A 15,353-nucleotide genomic window follows, 5' to 3' on the forward strand; every position below is an offset into this window, starting at 1 on the left:
CGTAGTCTCGCTGTGGGCATGCGCTCCGTCATCATGAATTTCATGCGCGTGGGCCTCATGGCCGTGATCGTCATGACCCGCGACAGCCTCGTGGTGCCCATGGTCGGCAGGGACATCTTCAGGGGCATGTCCGGCGTGATCCTCGGCCGGCACGGCTGAATGAGGCTCATCATGACCCTGCGGTGCGGCATCATGGTCCACTGCCGCAGCAGCGTGATCGTCATGATGGCCGGACTCGTGCGCATCGTGCGGCTTGTGTTCGTCGCTCATGTAACCCTTGTCCCCCAGCCGCTGTCCGCGGTTTTTGACTGCGCACGGGTATAACGTGATTAAGCCATCGGCAAGGCTTCGATCACCACGAAGGCGAGTGCATACGGATACTCGTCGCTGAGCGTCAGGTGTATCCGGGCTTCGTGACCGTCAGGTGTCAGCCGGACCAGGTGATCGGCCGCGTGGCCCGTCAAGGTCAGCGTCGGCTGACCGCTGCGCTGATTCACCACCCCCATGTCCCGCCAGTAGACGTCACGGCGCATCCCTGTTCCCAGGGCCTTGGCGCAGGCCTCCTTGGCCGCGAAACGCTTGGCGTAGCTCCAGGCCGGCTCGGGCTTGCGGTCAGACCGGGCGCGCTCCAGTTCCGTGAAGCAGCGCAGTTTGAACCGGTCGCCGAACCGCTCCAGCGAGGTCTGGATGCGGCGAATATCGGTCAGATCCGTTCCGATACCGAGGATCATCGGCAAGCCTCGTCCATCACCGTGCGCATGCGCCGCACGGCCGCATCCAGCCCGACAAAGACCGCCTCCCCGATCAGGAAATGGCCGATGTTCAGTTCGCGAATATGCGGAATGGCCAGCATTCGGGCTGCCGTGGCGAAATCCAGTCCGTGACCCGCATGAACCTCGATTCCTTGCTGATCTGCTGACTCCGCTCCAGATCGTATACGGCTGAATTCATTCATCTGGTCCTGGCCCTGCAAATGGCAGTAGCGCCCCGTGTGAAACTCGATCACATCGGCCCCGACGGTCGCTGCCGCCGCGATCTGGCGGGGATCGGCCTCGATGAACAGGGACACCCGGATGCCGGCCGCCTTCAGCGTCGAAACGACCGGGGCGATCCGGGCCTCGTTCCCGGCGACCGCCAGACCGCCCTCAGTGGTCACCTCCTCGCGCCGTTCGGGCACCAGACAGGCGGCGTGCGGCCGGTGACGCAGGGCGATGGCCAGCATCTCGTCGGTGACGGCCATTTCCAGATTCAGCGGCCTTTGTGAGCCCGCGCACAGCGCGACCAGAGCCTCAATGTCGGTATCGGTGATGTGGCGTCGATCCTCACGCAGATGCGCCGTGATCCCGTCTGCGCCGGCCGCCAGCGCTTCCCGGGCCGCGCGAACCGGGTCGGGGTGGACGCCGCCGCGGGCGTTCCTGACCGTCGCCACATGATCGATATTGACGCCAAGCCGGACGCGATCCCTCATCGTCGCCTCCTAGGCTCCGGCCAGACGACGGCTGCCGGGATCCTCGATCGGCAGCGCCGCCAATTCCGGCGGCAGGGCATCGGCGGGCCAGGCCGGTACATCCAGCGTCGCCAGGGCGATCAGGGGAACGCCGACGTCAGCGCGCCCACCGGAGCGATCGACGATACAGGCCGCGGCCACGACCTCGCCCCCGGCGGCCTGGATCGCCGCGATACATTCGCGTGAGCTTAACCCCGTGGTGACGATGTCCTCGACCATCACCACCTTTTGGCCCCGCTCGATCTGGAAGCCGCGCCGCAGTTTGAAGGTCCCGCCCTCACGCTCGACATACATCGACGGCACCTTGAGGTGGCGGGCCGTCTCATAGCCGGGAATGATCCCGCCCACGGCCGGGGAGATAGCCACATCGACCGGTCCGACGGCGGCGATGATCTTCTGCGCCAGCGCCTTGCACAGCCGTTCGCAGCGCGCGCCGTCCATGAACACGAGGTTCTTCTGCAGGAAGACCGGGCTGTGCAGGCCGGAGGACAGGACGAAATGTCCCTCGCGCAGGGCACCCACGGCGCGGAACTCGTTCAGGACGTCTTCTGAGGTCATGGGCATCGTCATAACGATCCCCGGTGCCCACGGCAAAGCCTATCCCCGCGTGCGCTCGACCGTGTCGACCGAGGGATTGGCGCGCAGGGCCGCCATGATGGTGGTGGCATGTTTGGCATCCTCGACCTCGAGGTCGATATCGACATCGAAGAAATCCTGCTGGCGCAGTTTCATCACCAGATTGAGGATATTGCCGCCGGCCTCCCCGATCAGGGTGGCAACCTCGCCGAGGACCCCCGGCGCGTTCTTGATGGTGGCATGCAAACGGGCGGCGGCGACCGCGCCCTGCTCGGCATGGGCTGTCCATTGCAGATCCTGCCAGACCGAATCGTCATCGGCGACATCCGCCAGGCGTTGGCAATCTATGGTGTGCACCGTCAGACCCACGTCCGGCTCAAGGATACCGACAATGCGGTCGCCCGGGACAGGAGAACAGCACTGGCCGAAATGAACGCTGATGCCCGGGGTCAGACCCCCGCCGCGCACAAACAGTCGCGCCTGCTCGTCCACAATCCGGGTACGGTCAGGTCCGGCCTTCATCCGCCCCTTCAGGGCCGGGAACAACGTCTCCGCGACCTTGGCGGCCGGCAGTCGCCCCCGACCGATAGCTTCATAAAGGTCATCCTCGCTGGCGATCGCCATTGTTTCCAGAACGGACACCAGCGAGACTTCGGCCAGCAGCTTTTCACCCCGGGCCAGGGTCTGCTCCAGGGTCGCCCGGCCCAGCTTCTGAAACTCTTCGCGCTCGCTGGTGCGAATGTGGCGACGGATCGCCGAGCGGGCGCGACCGGTGACAGTCAACGACCGCCAGTCGGCCGGAATTTCCCGCTTGGCCCCGCGAATGACCTCGACCACGTCACCGTTCTGAAGCTGGGTCCGCATCGGCTTCAGCTCGCCGTTGATCTTGACCCCGACAGCCGTGTCCCCGACCTCCGTATGAACCGCATAGGCGAAATCCAGCGCCATACCGCCCCGGGGCAGGGTGATCAGAGCCCCCTTGGGGGTGAACACGAAGACCTGGTCGAGATACATTTCCAGCTTGGCGTGTTCGACCCAGTCCTCACCGCCCTCGCCGTGCTCGATGACCTGCACCAGATGCCGCAGATTTTGCAGGGGGTCACGACCGCCATCCCGCTCCATGGCCTCCTGATCGAAGCCGTAGCTCTTGTTCTTGTAGGCCCAGTGCGCGGCCACGCCGTCCTCGGCGACGCGATCCATGGCCTCGGTGCGGATCTGCATCTCGATGCGCAGACCGGACGGGCCGACGACCGTCGTGTGCAGCGAACGGTAATTGTTGGATTTCGGCGTCGAGATGAAATCCTTGAACCGCTCCGGCACGACCGGCCAGGCGCGATGGATCACACCCAGGGCCCGATAGCAGTCGTCCTCGGCCTGAAGGATGACGCGAAACCCGTAGATGTCCGACAGGGACGAAAAGCCGACGGATTTACGCTGCAACTTCCTCCAGATCGAATAGGGCGTCTTCTGACGCCCGAAGACATGCGCCTTGACCCCGGCTTCGGCCAGCACCTTTTCCACTTCGCTCGATACGCCGGCGATGGCCCGGCCATGCTCCAGCTTCAGCGCTTCCAGCCGCCGTTCAATCGCTGTCCGCGCCGTGGGATTCAGATGTTCAAACGCCAGCTCTTCCAGCTCGGAAGCGATCGAATGGATACCGATTGATCGACCCAGCGGGGCATAGACCTCGAGCGTCTCGCGGCTGATGCGTTCGCGCTTCTCCGGCTTGACGTATTTCAGGGTCCGCATGTTGTGCAGACGGTCAGCCAGCTTGACCAGCAGAACCCGGACGTCCCGGGAGATGGCCAGGATGAATTTGCGCAGGTTCTCGGCCTGACGCGTGTGCTCGGCCTGGAGTTCCAGTCGACTCAGCTTGGTCACCCCCTCGACCAGGGAGGCGATCTCCTCGCCGAACATGGCCGCGATATCATCCCGGGTGGCCGAGGTGTCCTCGACCACATCGTGCAACAGGGCGGTGACGATGCTGGCGGTGTCGAGCTTGTAGTCGGTCAGAATGCCCGCGACCTGGATGGGGTGGGCGAAATAGGGGTCGCCCGAGGCCCGCAACTGCGAACCGTGCATCTTCATCGCATAGACATAGGCCCGGTTCAGCAACGCCTCGTCGGCGGTCGGGTCATAGGCCTTGACGGCTTCGATCAGCTCGAACTGCCGCAGGACCGGCGCACGATGAGGGGTAATCACGTCTTCAGAAGAGACGCGATCCTTGCTGTTCGTAGTTTCGTGAGCCGACGGAGCCTTCGACGGCCGCGCCGGCAGTATAGTGATACCGTTGGCGGGTTCTGCCGTCAGTATCGCTCCTCCTGCCCACCGTCGCGGTCGCTTTGCAGCGCACGGATCAGCTCGGCTTCGGCCATGTTCATGTGCTGCGGTTCGGCCAGCAGGGCCACGACCTCGGCCTCATCCTCGGCCTCGGTACGTTCGTCGACACGCTGCAGGGTGACAATGACCGTCTCGCGCAGTTCGTCCGGCTTGACCGTGGACTCAGCCAGTTCGCGCAGGGCCACGACCGGGTTCTTGTCGTTATCCCGATCAAGCGTCAACGGCGCGCCATTGGCGATGGCGCGGGCACGATTGCCGGCTAACAGAACCAGACCGAAACGGTTCGGCACCTTTTCGATGCAGTCTTCGACAGTGACGCGGGCCATGAAAATCCTTTGGCGACGGGGAGAACCGAGCAAAGTAAAGCGTTACGCGCGTTTGTGCAACGCCGCATGGGCAGGAATGAGGCGCGATCCCGGGCTGAATCGCGATCGCACCGTGAGCCTGACGTTTGGTCAGGCGACCGAACCCCGGTCATTGACCCAATCCTGGCGAACGAAACGGCGAAGCGCAACCGTTACGCGGGGCCAGCGGCCCTCGCGCTCTTGTCCGGAATGTGAGCATCCCGCCCGACCGTGGCCGATCCGGCCAACTGCCCGGCGCTTGTGCCCGTGACGGGATGGATCCAGTCCGGGGCGATTTCGGCCAGGGGGGCCATAACGAACAGGCGTTCTGCCGCCCGCGGATGGGGCAGGATCAGCCCGTCCAGATCGCCCTTCAGTCGCCCATAGGCGACCAGGTCGAGATCCAGGGTGCGCGGCGCGTTGCGCGTTACCCGCTGCCGTCCGAACGCTTCCTCGATCCGCCCCAACACGGCCATCAGGGCGTGGGGGTCATGCGCGGTTCGCACCATCACCACCCCGTTCATAAACGGAGGGTCGTTCGGGTCCGGCCAGGCCTGTGACTGCCACCAGGACGACTGCGCCATGATATCGACGCCTTCGGACCGGAAGCGGGCTACAGCCGCATCGAGCGCCTCGTGGCACGAGACCCAGGCCCCCTTGTCATTGCACCCCAGCGCAACGAAGACTGCATCTTCCAGATCCGGCAGTCCGTCGATTCTGACGGAGACCGGGCCCGCTTTTTCGGGAATATCCTTGTCCATGATCCTGTATCCGACCGACCGTGTGGCCCTGTTCATTGACGGGGCCAATCTCTATTCGGCGGCCAAGGCGCTGAACGCCGATCTCGACTTCAAGAAGCTGGTCGGGTCGTTCGGTGAAAGGGCCGTCCTGACGCGGGCCTATTATTACACGGCAGTGATCGAGGGCGAAGAGTTCTCGCCGATCCGGCCGCTGATCGATTTTCTCGACTACAACGGCTTCACCGTGGTGACCAAGCCGGTGAAACGCTTCACCGACGGTCAGGGTCAGACGCGGATCAAGGGCAATATGGACATCGAGATCGCGGTCGACATGCTGGAACTGGCCCCGCACATCGATCACGCAGTCCTGTTCTCGGGCGACGGAGACTTCCGCCGGGTGGTCGAGGCGGTGCAGGCCCGGGGCGTTCGGGTCACTGTGGTGTCGTCGATGAAGACCCAGCCCCCCCATATCGCCGACGAATTGCGCCGCCAGGCCGACGCCTTTGTCGAGCTGGCGGACATGCTGGCCGAGTTCGGGCGTGTCCGTGACCCCCTGCACCCGCCTTCGCTCAGGACCTTTGTCCCGGAGGACCGGGATTGACCGTGACCGACTATCCGCCCGAGGCCCCGCAGGATTGTGCCCTCTGCCCCCGGTTGGTGGCCTACAGGCAGGAAAACGCGCGGCAGAATCCTGACTGGTTCAACGGTGCCGCACCCTCGTTCGGGGACCCGGATGCCCGCTTGCTCATCGCCGGACTGGCTCCGGGCCGCACCGGGGCCAATCGCACGGGCCGGCCCTTCACCGGAGATCACGCCGGCCTGTTGCTGTACGACACACTGAAGAAGACCGGTTTCGCCACGGGGGACTATGACGCCCGCCCCGACGACTCGCTCACCCTGGTCGACTGCATGGTCACCAATGCGGTGCGATGCGCGCCGCCGGGCAACAAGCCCCTGCCGGTGGAGGAGGCGACCTGTCGTCCCTTCCTCGTCTCCCGGATCGCCGCCCTGCCGCGGCTCAGGGTCATTGTCACGCTCGGTGACGTGTCACGGCGCAATGTGCTCAAGGCCCTGGGTCTGCCGGCCTCCGCCGCGCCGCCCGGGCACGGCGTGGAAGCTCCGGTCGGCCCCTATGTTCTGCTGAACAGCTATCATTGCTCGCGGCTCAACACGAACACCGGCCGCCTGACACCCGGGATGTTCGAGGCTGTTTTCCGGCGCGCACGGACCCTGATCGGGACCTGAAATCGTAAAACCTGCGGAGCCGGTCGGAGTACGATCCTTGCTCTGGAACTCCCGGTTCGAAGCGACGTTAACGTTTCGATGCTGGAGGGCACGATGCGTAAATCAGAACGGGTATTTTCACATGCGGAGCGTCAGGCCGCCGTATGGATTCTGGTTCTGGCCGCCCTGGTGACGGTGGCCGGACTGATGGTGGAACAGAGCTGGAGGCGCCCTTCCCTGGGTCCGGACGGTATCGACGCCTATGTCTTTGCTGCTCCGCCCGGTGTGCTTGATGCACGGCCCGTTATGGCCTCGCCCGGAAGTCTGAACGTCGGAACCTGACTAACCCTTGTCCCGCATCAGCCGGGCCTTGTCGCGCTGCCAGTCGCGGGTGGCTTCGGTCTCGCGTTTGTCGTGGAGTTTCTTGCCCTTGGCCAGCGCGATTTCCAGCTTCGCCTTGCCCGCCTCGTTCAGATAGAGCTTTACCGGGATGATGGTCCGGCCCTCGCGCTGAACCGCCCCGATCAGCTTGTCGATCTGCTTGCGATGCAGCAGCAATTTCCGGTGCCGCCGCGGCTCGTGGTTGAACCGGTTGGCCTGTTTGTAGGGCGGGATATCGGAATTGATCAGGACGATCTCACGCCCTTCCACTGCGGCATAGCTTTCGGCGATATTGGCGCGACCATCGCGTAATGCCTTGATCTCGGTGCCCAGCAACTGGATGCCGGCCTCGACGAAATCCTCCAGGAAATAGTCATATCGTGCCCGCCGGTTCTCGGCGATCACCTTGGTCTTGGGTTTTTCCGAAGCCATCAGACCACGCCGGCCTCTGACATGGCGCGGTCGATGGCCGGTTTTACCGCCTCGGCCGTGGGCGCGAGCGGCAGGCGCACCGCCTCGTCACAGAGACCCAGTCGGGACAGGGCGTATTTGGCCGGGGCGGGGGAATTGTCGAGGAACATGGCCTTGTGCAACCCGATCAGCCGCTCCTGCCACGACCGCGCCGTCGCCAGATCCCCGGCCATGAAAGCTTCGTACAGGGCGACCATTGCCTCCGGCGCGACGTTCGAGGTCACTGAAATCACCCCGACCCCGCCATTGGCCAGATAGCCGGGACAGCTGGGATCATCGCCCGAGATCAGATCGAAGGCCGCATCGATATTGGCGCGCATCCAGCTGGGGCGGGCCATATCGCCGGTGGCGTCCTTGATGCCGACGACATTGGGATGGATCGCCAGCCGCGCCACCGTCTCATTGGCCATATCGACCCCGGTTCGACCCGGAACATTGTACAGCAACATCGGCAGCTGCACGGCCTCGGCGATGGCCTCGAAATGCAGGGCCAGTCCCGTCTGTGACGGACGATTGTAATAGGGGGTCACCACCAGCGCCCCGTCGGCTCCGGCCGACTTGGCGTGACGGACCAGTTCGATAGCCTTGTCGGTGGCCGAAGACCCGGCCCCGGCGATGACCCGAACCCGCCCTGCAACGATCTTCACGCACAGTTCGACGACCCGTTTGTGCTCCTCGACATGCATGGTCGCGCTCTCGCCCGTCGTCCCCATCGGCACGAGGCCGTGAACTCCGGCCGCGATCTGGCGTTCAACCAGACGCTCGAAAGCACTCTCGTCCACGTTTCCGTCACGAAGTGGTGTGATCAGGGCGGTGATCACGCCCTTGAACAAAGGCACGGTCATTGAAACGATGGTCCTGCGTGGAAGTCGGGCGTTAATCGCCCGGAGTGAATGTAGGAGGGTAGGTTGCCGGCTGTTCGGCTGCAACCGGGATGAATGGGATCAGCAAGATCATGATTGCGACGACTCTGGCCGCCGCCCTGGCGATCCTCGCCCCCAGTCCCGAAACCCTGACCAGCCCGCAGGCGACACCCTATGTCGCCGGCGCGAGCTATCAGGGACGGATACTGACGGATCAGGATGCGGCGTTCTTCCGCGAGGGTCTGACGGCGGCGCGGGCACGCGACGTCATCGGCACGCGTGCCGTCACCGCCCGGATCAGCAATGCGACCGCGCGCAAGCTCATTGAATGGGCCCTGATCGACACCTCGGCCGATATCCTGCCCTTCAGCGATCTTGCCGCCGCCCAGACGACCCTTGCCGACTGGCCCCGGGGTGATTCGCGCGTACTCGCCGCCGAGCGGGCCCTGGACCTGGCTCCGACCGGCCCCGAGGCGACCCTCGCCTTTTTCTCCGGCCGGCCACCTGCAAGCATCTACGGGGTGATCGCCCTGGCCGACGCCCTTGACCGCAGCGGCCGGCGCGCCGAGGCCGAGACCCTGGTTCGGGAGTGGTGGCGGACCCGGTCGTTCGATTTCGCCGAACAGACCCGGATCCTGTCACGCTGGGGAAGCGCATTGTCCCAGGCGGATCATGAGGCCCGGCTGAACCAGTTGCTACTGGGCCCCCACGGCCCCGCGACCCGTGAGATGATGACCCTTGTCTCGCCCGCGAGACGCTCGGTTGCCGAGGCGGTTTTGGCCCTGCGCACGGCCTATAACGGCGACACGATCGTGGCCGGACTGACGCCCGCCCAGGCCATGGACCCGGCTGTCGTACTTGAGCGGGTCCGCCTCCTGCGTGCCTCCGGTCGGCAATCCGAAGGCTTCCGCCTGTTGTCGGCCCTGCCCGCCGCGCCGGGCCACAGCGAAGGGCAGAACGCCCTTTGGAGCGAACGGCGCAACTATTTCCTCGATGCCCTCGAGCGCCGTGAATGGCGCGCCGCCTATGACTCCATGGCCGCTCACGGCTTCCCGGGTGGCGAGCGCATGGTGGATGCGGAATTCTTTGCCGGCTGGGTGGCCCTGACCCGGTTGAACGACCCCGCGCTGGCAGCCCGTCATTTCGAGGCGCTGCGCAACATGTCCTCGACCCCGATTACCCAGGGTCGGGCGCTCTACTGGCTCGGTCGCGCCGCCGACGCCCGGGGCGACACCGCCGCCGCCCAGGGCTGGTACCAGCAGGGATCCCGCTACATCCAGACCTTCTACGGTCAGCTGGCCGCCGGGAAGGCCGGGATCACCACCCTGACCCTGCCGGCCGACCCGGTCCCGACCGAAGCCGATTCCGCACGGTTCGAGGCCAATGAGCTGGTTCGGGCCACCCGCATTCTCGGTGAAACCGGTGAGACCTCCCTGTTTCGCGTCTTCGCCTATCACCTCGATGACACCCTGCCGGGAATCACGGATCTGGCCCTGCTGATGGACATGTCGCGTGGTTATGGCGAGGGCTTCACCGCCATGATGGTCGGTCGAACGGCCAGCCAGCGCGGCTATCTGATGCCGGAGCGCCAGTATCCGATCCGGATTCCGCCCCAGGTCGGTGGTGCCGCGCCCCTCGCCTTCACCCTCGCCATCACCCGCCAGGAGTCGAGCTTCGACCCCCGGGCCCGGTCGGGTGCCGATGCCCGTGGCATGATGCAGTTCCTGCCCTCCACCGGTGCGGCCGTGGCCCGGCAGCTGGGCATGCCGTTCAGTGCCGACAGCCTGTGGGACCCGGACTACAATATGACCCTGGGCAGCTATCATCTCGGCGATCTGATGAACCGGTTCGGTGGCTCGATGCTGCTGACCACGGTCGGCTACAACGCCGGCCCGGCCCGACCGCCGCAGTGGATCGCGCGCTGCGGTGATCCGCGGGACGCCCAGAACGATCCGGTCGATTTTATCGAATGTGTTCCCTTCACAGAAACCCGTAACTACATGATGCGGGTCATGGAAAACATGGCAGTGTACAAGGCCAGACTGAACGGTGGCTCGGCCCCGCTGACGACCGCAACCGACATCGCTCGTGGGGCACCGCCCGGGCCGCGTCCCTATCTGCCCTAGAGCGAAACCCGGGCCCTGAACGCGGATTCGGTCTGGACCGGTTTGATTCAGGGTCGATCCGGGACGGCATGGCGACGGGCGGCCAGCAGCGGCCCGTCCGGGCCGTCGACCCAGACCGCGTTCAGCCCGAACACCCGGCGCAGGACCTCGGGCCGCAGGGCGTGCCCGGGGACGCCGTCCTCAACCACCTCACCACCATCCAGCACCACCACCCGGTCCGCGAACCGGGCGGCCAGCGCCAGATCGTGCAGACTGACCAGAACCGCCTGACCACCCCGGGCGCGGGCCGTCAGCCGTTCCAGCACCATCAGCTGGGCGTCAGGATCCAGACCCGCGATCGGTTCATCGGCCAGCAGGGCCCGGGCATGAGTGGTCAGCAGCCGCGCCAGCAATACCCGGGCGCGTTCCCCGCCGGACATTTCGGACACGCCCCGGTCGCCCAGATGAGCGATATCGACTTCCGTCAGCGCCGCCCGGGCCCGGGCCGTCGCCGCCTCGCCCGTCAGCCAGGGGGCTCCCAGGGCGGCGACCTCCACGGCCGGCAGATTCCAGGCGATTCGTCGTTCCTGCGGCAGATAGGCGACCCGCTCGGCGCGCACTCGCGGTGTCAGTTCCGCCACATCCTCACCGGCCAGCGTCGCCCGGCCCTCGGTCAGGGGCAGCAGGCCCAGCATCGCGCGTATGGCGCTCGACTTGCCGGCCCCGTTGGGCCCGCACAGGGCCACGATCTCGCCCGGCGCGACGGCAAGGCTCACCGTCTTCAGCACCGGCCGCCCGCCGATCGTCGCCGAGACTGTTTCCAGACCCGCCGCGCTCACAGCCGCCACTCCCGCGCGGCCCGCCAGGCGATCAGGGCGAACAGCGGGGCCCCGACCAGGGCGGTGAACACCCCCAGCTTCAACTCCTGATCCGTCGGGGTCAGCCGCGCCGCCAGATCGGCGACGACCAGCATCAGTCCGCCGGCCAACGCCGAGGGCAGCAGCAGCCGCCCCGGATCCCCCCGCACCGCGGCGCGCACCAGATGTGGCGCCGCCAGGCCGACGAACCCGATCACGCCCGCAACGGCGACGGCAGCCCCGGCCGCAACGGTGGCGGCGATCAGGGCGAACAGACGCAACCGCATCATCGGCAGGCCCGAGGTCGCGGCCGTCTCCTCGCCCAGCGACAACAGCCTCAGTCCGGGGGCCGCCAGCACGGCGAAACCAGCCGAGACCAGCACGGCCGGTGTCACCCACGCCACATCGATCCAGCTGCGGTTCTGCACCGAGCCCATCAACCAGCTCATCACCTCGGCCGTAGCGATCGGCGACGGGGACAGGTTGAAGATCAGGGCGGTCGCCGCTCCGGCAAAACTCGACAGCGCCACCCCGAACAGGATCAGGGCCTCCGGTGCCCTGACCCGGGCCGAGAACAGGATCAGCAGCACCCCGGCGACCGTCGCACCGATCATGGCCGCGATCTCGACTGTGCCCGGAATCGCCGCGGCCCCCATGACGATGGCGAAGGCCGCGCCGAGGGCTGCTGTCGCCGACACGCCCAGCACACCCGGATCGGCCAGCGGATTGCGCAGCAGTCCCTGCATCACGGCACCCGACAGCCCCAGCGCAGCCCCCACCATCAGGGCGGCGACAGCCCGCGGGGCCCGGACCTGCCACAAGACCTCGGCGGGACCCGATTGCAGATGGGTCAGGGCCTCGGCGTACAGGGCCATGCTGAAGACGCTCTCACCCAGGGTGATCGCGAAAATCAGGGCCACAAGGATCAACACGGCCAGAACCGCCGTCAGTCCCGTCTGCCTGAACACCCGGCTCATGGTGCCGCCGCCAGCATCGCGGCGGCATCGGCCGCAAACCAGGCCGGGCAGGACAGCACCGCTGACGGCAGGATGGCCGCGACATGACCCGAGGCGGCCCGACGCACCACGGGATGACGTCCCGCCCCGCGCCAGTCGGCACGAACCTGATCGAAGAAACCCAGTATGAACCGCGCCGGGGGAGCCAGGGCGATCCGCTCGACACTGACCGGCGCAAAGCCCGGCCCCAAGGCCAGATTGGTGAACCCGGCCGCGACCAGAATCGCCCCGACCAGGGTCTCGCGTCCGGCCGTAAAGCCACCGGCCGTCAGATAGAGGGCGGTGCGGTGCGGGTCCGCAGGTCGCTTCGCCTCTGCCAACCGGGCATCCATTCGCTGAATCATGCGCTCGCCGCGCCCGGTCTGTCCCAGTCCCCGGGCAAGCGCGCGCACATTGGCCTGCACCCCGGCCATATCCGGGGTCTCGTTGATCATCAGAACCCGGCTTCCCCGCCGTTCCAGCGCCGCCAGCAGACGCGGCTCACCGCCCCAGTAGCGAACCACCACATCCGGCTGGAAGGCGATCGCCGCCTCCAGGGTCGGCCGAACCCTGCGGTGCCCGCGGGCCGCATTACGCATCCAGGAATCGGGGTCGTCGGCGCGCGGCGACAGCGCCAGTTCGGCCTCGGGGGCCAGGGCCAGAACATACTGGTCAGCGCACTGGTCCAGCGACAGAATCCGCAACGGCCGCGCCGATACGGGTGCCGCTATGACCGTCAGAATGGCGACCAGGGTCGCTACCTTGTCCGGCCTCACGGCTTGAGCAGGCCTGTGAACAGGGCGTCCAGCATCGTTTTCACCAGCAGGTCGCGGTCGACCCAGTCCAGATGCGGCTTGGTGATCATCAGGGACACGATGCCGTGCCCGCCGGCCCACAGGGCCTGGGCCGTCGCCCGACCGTCGCCGCGCAGATATCCGGCCCGACCCGCATCGACGACTGCGGTCTCAAACGACCGGTACAATTCCGCCCCGGTCTGTTGCGCCGTCGAGACCGGGGTCCCTCCGACCTCGGTGGACCGGGTCAGATAGACCAGACGATAGGCGTTCGGATTGGCAAAACCGAAACGGACATAGGCGTCAATCATCCGGCGCATCCGCAACACCGGATCATCGGTTTCGGCCAAAACCGCGCGGTTCAGGGCAATCAGGGCCTCAAAGGCCTGACGGCAAATCTCGTCTAGGATCGCGCGCTTATCGGGGAAATGCATGTAGAGCGCGGTCGAGGACAGACCGACCTCATCGGCGATCTTGCGGATCGTGGCCCCCTCATAGCCGCGGTCGACGAAGATACGTTCGGCGGCCTCCAGGATTTCGGCGCGCCGCTCATGACCTTCGCCTTTCGGCTTGCGCGCAGACCGTGGGTTGAGGGTGATAACGCCGGACAATCCCGCACTCCGAAAGACCAGATCCCTGAATAGCGGTATTTGGCTGGCACCGCCAACGCCACACGTATGCCGCTTGCGAATAGTTAATACTCGTTATACGGGTATATAATGGCGGGAGCGACGATCCGTTCACTGGCGACCCGGACGCGCGACCGCGCGGCGGCCGATGACACCCCGCCCCGAAGTGCCTCGCGGATCGGGGCGACCCCGGCCCAGGCGGCAGTAGGTCTGGTTTTTGTGACGGCCCTGACGTTAGCGATCATTTGGTGGCCGGTGGCCACATCGCTCGCGAGTGAGCTGCTGGTCGCGGGCATCTTTCTTCTCTGTGGCGTCTGGCGAATTGCCCTGGTGATCCTCAGCCGGCCCGGCACCGGATCCCCGCCCACGCCGACCCGGTGGCCCCGCTATACTGTCCTGGTGCCGCTCCATGACGAGGTTGAGGTCATGGCCCAGCTGGTGCGTCGCCTGTCGGCGATCGACTATCCTGCGGACCGGCTGGAAGGCTGGCTGATCCTTGAGGCGCATGACCACGCGACGCTTGAGGCGGCCGTGAGCACGCCGCGACCCGACTGGCTGAATCTGATGGTCGTCCCGCCCGGCAAGCCCGGCACCAAGCCGCGGGCCCTGAATTTCGCCCTGCCCCGCATCAGGGGCGAGCTCCTGACGGTCTATGACGCCGAAGATGCGCCACATCCGCGACAGCTGAAGGAGGCGGCCAGTCATTTCGCGGCCGACGGAACCGGGCGGCTGGCCTGTCTCCAGGCCCCGCTGCGCGTGCGCATCGACCCCTCCACTCCCAGCTTTCTGGGACACCAGTTCGCCGCCGAATACGCCGCCCTGTTCGAGGTCATCCTGCCGGCCATGAGCCGGATCGGCCTGCCGTTTCCACTGGGCGGCACCAGCAATCATTTCCGGGTCGACGTGCTGCGCTCGGTCGGCGGCTGGGACGCCTGGAACGTCACCGAGGACGCCGATCTTGGCTTTCGTCTGTGGCGTCACGGCTGGCGTCTGGGCGTGATCGGCAGCCCAACCCGGGAGGCCCCGCCGGTAACGCTGGAACAGTGGCTGCCCCAGAGAACCCGATGGCTGAAAGGCTATATGCAGACCTGGGGTGTTCATACCCGTGACCTGACGGGACTGGGCGCGCGCGGGGTGGTGTCGCTGATCATGACACTCGGGGTCGCTCTGATTTCCGCGGCCGTTCATGCGCCCTCGCTGGCCTGGATCGCGACGGCCGTCGTCATCGCCGCGGTCACGGGCCTGCCGCCGGCGACACCTGCGCCGACGCTCGGAGTCTTCCTGCTAGGGACTTCGGCGGCCTGGCTGACCTGTGCCATCGGCGCGCGCCGGGCCGGACTGCCCTATCATGTCCGGGATATGCTCATCGCCCCGGCCTACTGGTCCCTGCTCAGCCTCGCCTTCGCCCACGCGCTGTGGCGGCTGATCCGCGAGCCCTTCATCTGGGACAAGACCCGCCACAAGGCCGATCCGGTCGAGGCCATCGACACCGTCCCCGCCGCCGACTCTGGACGAATGGCCGCCTGA

General features: G+C 66.2%; 17 protein-coding genes. 5 read left to right on the top strand and 12 right to left on the bottom strand.

Annotation, left to right across the window (positions count from 1 at the left end):
- Positions 1 to 329 precede the first annotated feature (329 nt).
- The 6 genes from acpS to folK all read right to left on the bottom strand — a co-directional run bounded on the left by acpS (position 330) and on the right by folK (position 5,528).
- Positions 330 to 731 (bottom strand): holo-ACP synthase, encoded by a 402-nt coding sequence (acpS, locus tag AAC050_RS09870; protein ID WP_339914907.1) that lies wholly within the window; start codon positions 729 to 731, stop codon positions 330 to 332.
- Positions 728 to 1,468: a pyridoxine 5'-phosphate synthase gene (locus AAC050_RS09875; protein ID WP_339914908.1), complete on the bottom strand. Its 741-nt coding sequence runs from the start codon at positions 1,466 to 1,468 to the stop codon at positions 728 to 730. The genes acpS and AAC050_RS09875 overlap by 4 nt, the downstream gene beginning before the upstream one ends.
- A gap of 9 nt (positions 1,469 to 1,477) precedes the next feature.
- Complete coding sequence (pyrE, locus tag AAC050_RS09880; RefSeq protein WP_339914909.1) at positions 1,478 to 2,065, bottom strand: orotate phosphoribosyltransferase; 588 nt, start codon at positions 2,063 to 2,065, stop codon at positions 1,478 to 1,480.
- A 39-nt stretch (positions 2,066 to 2,104) separates the two neighbouring features.
- Positions 2,105 to 4,285, bottom strand: a complete 2,181-nt coding sequence (locus tag AAC050_RS09885) for a bifunctional (p)ppGpp synthetase/guanosine-3',5'-bis(diphosphate) 3'-pyrophosphohydrolase (protein WP_339914910.1) — start codon at positions 4,283 to 4,285, stop codon at positions 2,105 to 2,107.
- A gap of 104 nt (positions 4,286 to 4,389) precedes the next feature.
- A complete protein-coding gene (rpoZ, locus tag AAC050_RS09890) occupies positions 4,390 to 4,749 on the bottom strand; it encodes a DNA-directed RNA polymerase subunit omega (RefSeq protein WP_339914911.1) in 360 nt (119 codons plus the stop codon).
- A 191-nt stretch (positions 4,750 to 4,940) separates the two neighbouring features.
- On the bottom strand, positions 4,941 to 5,528 hold the full coding sequence (folK, locus tag AAC050_RS09895) for a 2-amino-4-hydroxy-6-hydroxymethyldihydropteridine diphosphokinase (protein ID WP_339914912.1): 588 nt from the start codon (positions 5,526 to 5,528) through the stop codon (positions 4,941 to 4,943).
- Here folK and AAC050_RS09900 point away from each other — a divergent pair.
- From AAC050_RS09900 to AAC050_RS09910, 3 genes are all read left to right on the top strand, one after another.
- On the top strand, positions 5,527 to 6,108 hold the full coding sequence (locus tag AAC050_RS09900; RefSeq protein ID WP_339914913.1) for an NYN domain-containing protein: 582 nt from the start codon (positions 5,527 to 5,529) through the stop codon (positions 6,106 to 6,108). The genes folK and AAC050_RS09900 overlap by 2 nt on opposite strands.
- 2 nt (positions 6,109 to 6,110) lie before the next feature.
- Entirely contained in the window at positions 6,111 to 6,752 is a 642-nt protein-coding gene (locus tag AAC050_RS09905) for a uracil-DNA glycosylase (protein WP_339914914.1), read from the top strand.
- 93 nt (positions 6,753 to 6,845) lie between these two features.
- Positions 6,846 to 7,073, top strand: coding sequence for a hypothetical protein (locus AAC050_RS09910; protein WP_339914915.1), 228 nt, complete (start codon positions 6,846 to 6,848; stop codon positions 7,071 to 7,073).
- On the opposite strand, the gene smpB is transcribed toward AAC050_RS09910, so the two are convergent.
- Positions 7,074 to 7,544: an SsrA-binding protein SmpB gene (smpB, locus tag AAC050_RS09915; protein WP_339914916.1), complete on the bottom strand. Its 471-nt coding sequence runs from the start codon at positions 7,542 to 7,544 to the stop codon at positions 7,074 to 7,076.
- Positions 7,544 to 8,428, bottom strand: a complete 885-nt coding sequence (dapA, locus tag AAC050_RS09920) for a 4-hydroxy-tetrahydrodipicolinate synthase (RefSeq protein ID WP_339914917.1) — start codon at positions 8,426 to 8,428, stop codon at positions 7,544 to 7,546. Before dapA ends, smpB begins: the two co-directional genes overlap by 1 nt.
- A 110-nt stretch (positions 8,429 to 8,538) precedes the next feature.
- Here dapA and AAC050_RS09925 point away from each other — a divergent pair, with 110 nt between their 5' ends.
- Positions 8,539 to 10,572, top strand: coding sequence for a transglycosylase SLT domain-containing protein (locus AAC050_RS09925; RefSeq protein ID WP_339914918.1), 2,034 nt, complete (start codon positions 8,539 to 8,541; stop codon positions 10,570 to 10,572).
- A gap of 47 nt (positions 10,573 to 10,619) precedes the next feature.
- Here the strand turns inward: AAC050_RS09925 and AAC050_RS09930 are convergent, their stop codons facing one another.
- The 4 genes from AAC050_RS09930 to AAC050_RS09945 are packed head-to-tail and all read right to left on the bottom strand — an operon-like array spanning position 10,620 to position 13,808.
- Positions 10,620 to 11,390, bottom strand: coding sequence for an ABC transporter ATP-binding protein (locus AAC050_RS09930; RefSeq protein WP_339914919.1), 771 nt, complete (start codon positions 11,388 to 11,390; stop codon positions 10,620 to 10,622).
- Positions 11,387 to 12,385, bottom strand: a complete 999-nt coding sequence (locus tag AAC050_RS09935; protein ID WP_339914920.1) for an iron ABC transporter permease — start codon at positions 12,383 to 12,385, stop codon at positions 11,387 to 11,389. Before AAC050_RS09935 ends, AAC050_RS09930 begins: the two co-directional genes overlap by 4 nt.
- Complete coding sequence (locus AAC050_RS09940; protein ID WP_339914921.1) at positions 12,382 to 13,179, bottom strand: ABC transporter substrate-binding protein; 798 nt, start codon at positions 13,177 to 13,179, stop codon at positions 12,382 to 12,384. The genes AAC050_RS09935 and AAC050_RS09940 overlap by 4 nt, the downstream gene beginning before the upstream one ends.
- On the bottom strand, positions 13,176 to 13,808 hold the full coding sequence (locus tag AAC050_RS09945; protein ID WP_339914922.1) for a TetR/AcrR family transcriptional regulator: 633 nt from the start codon (positions 13,806 to 13,808) through the stop codon (positions 13,176 to 13,178). The genes AAC050_RS09940 and AAC050_RS09945 overlap by 4 nt, the downstream gene beginning before the upstream one ends.
- A gap of 108 nt (positions 13,809 to 13,916) precedes the next feature.
- Here AAC050_RS09945 and AAC050_RS09950 point away from each other — a divergent pair, with 108 nt between their 5' ends.
- Entirely contained in the window at positions 13,917 to 15,353 is a 1,437-nt protein-coding gene (locus AAC050_RS09950) for a glycosyltransferase family 2 protein (protein ID WP_339914923.1), read from the top strand.

The organism is uncultured Brevundimonas sp., from assembly GCF_963974615.1.
In the GTDB taxonomy this organism is placed as follows: Bacteria; Pseudomonadota; Alphaproteobacteria; order Caulobacterales; family Caulobacteraceae; genus Brevundimonas.

Coding starts and splice junctions, on each gene's coding strand:
- AAC050_RS09875 (WP_339914908.1), bottom strand. CDS start 1,468: ATGAGGGATCGCGTCCGGCTTGGCGTCAATATCGATCATGTGGCGACG.
- dapA (WP_339914917.1), bottom strand. CDS start 8,428: ATGACCGTGCCTTTGTTCAAGGGCGTGATCACCGCCCTGATCACACCA.
- AAC050_RS09935 (WP_339914920.1), bottom strand. CDS start 12,385: ATGAGCCGGGTGTTCAGGCAGACGGGACTGACGGCGGTTCTGGCCGTG.
- AAC050_RS09925 (WP_339914918.1), top strand. CDS start 8,539: ATGATTGCGACGACTCTGGCCGCCGCCCTGGCGATCCTCGCCCCCAGT.
- AAC050_RS09900 (WP_339914913.1), top strand. CDS start 5,527: ATGATCCTGTATCCGACCGACCGTGTGGCCCTGTTCATTGACGGGGCC.
- rpoZ (WP_339914911.1), bottom strand. CDS start 4,749: ATGGCCCGCGTCACTGTCGAAGACTGCATCGAAAAGGTGCCGAACCGT.
- acpS (WP_339914907.1), bottom strand. CDS start 731: ATGATCCTCGGTATCGGAACGGATCTGACCGATATTCGCCGCATCCAG.
- folK (WP_339914912.1), bottom strand. CDS start 5,528: ATGGACAAGGATATTCCCGAAAAAGCGGGCCCGGTCTCCGTCAGAATC.
- pyrE (WP_339914909.1), bottom strand. CDS start 2,065: ATGACCTCAGAAGACGTCCTGAACGAGTTCCGCGCCGTGGGTGCCCTG.
- AAC050_RS09950 (WP_339914923.1), top strand. CDS start 13,917: ATGGCGGGAGCGACGATCCGTTCACTGGCGACCCGGACGCGCGACCGC.
- AAC050_RS09910 (WP_339914915.1), top strand. CDS start 6,846: ATGCGTAAATCAGAACGGGTATTTTCACATGCGGAGCGTCAGGCCGCC.
- smpB (WP_339914916.1), bottom strand. CDS start 7,544: ATGGCTTCGGAAAAACCCAAGACCAAGGTGATCGCCGAGAACCGGCGG.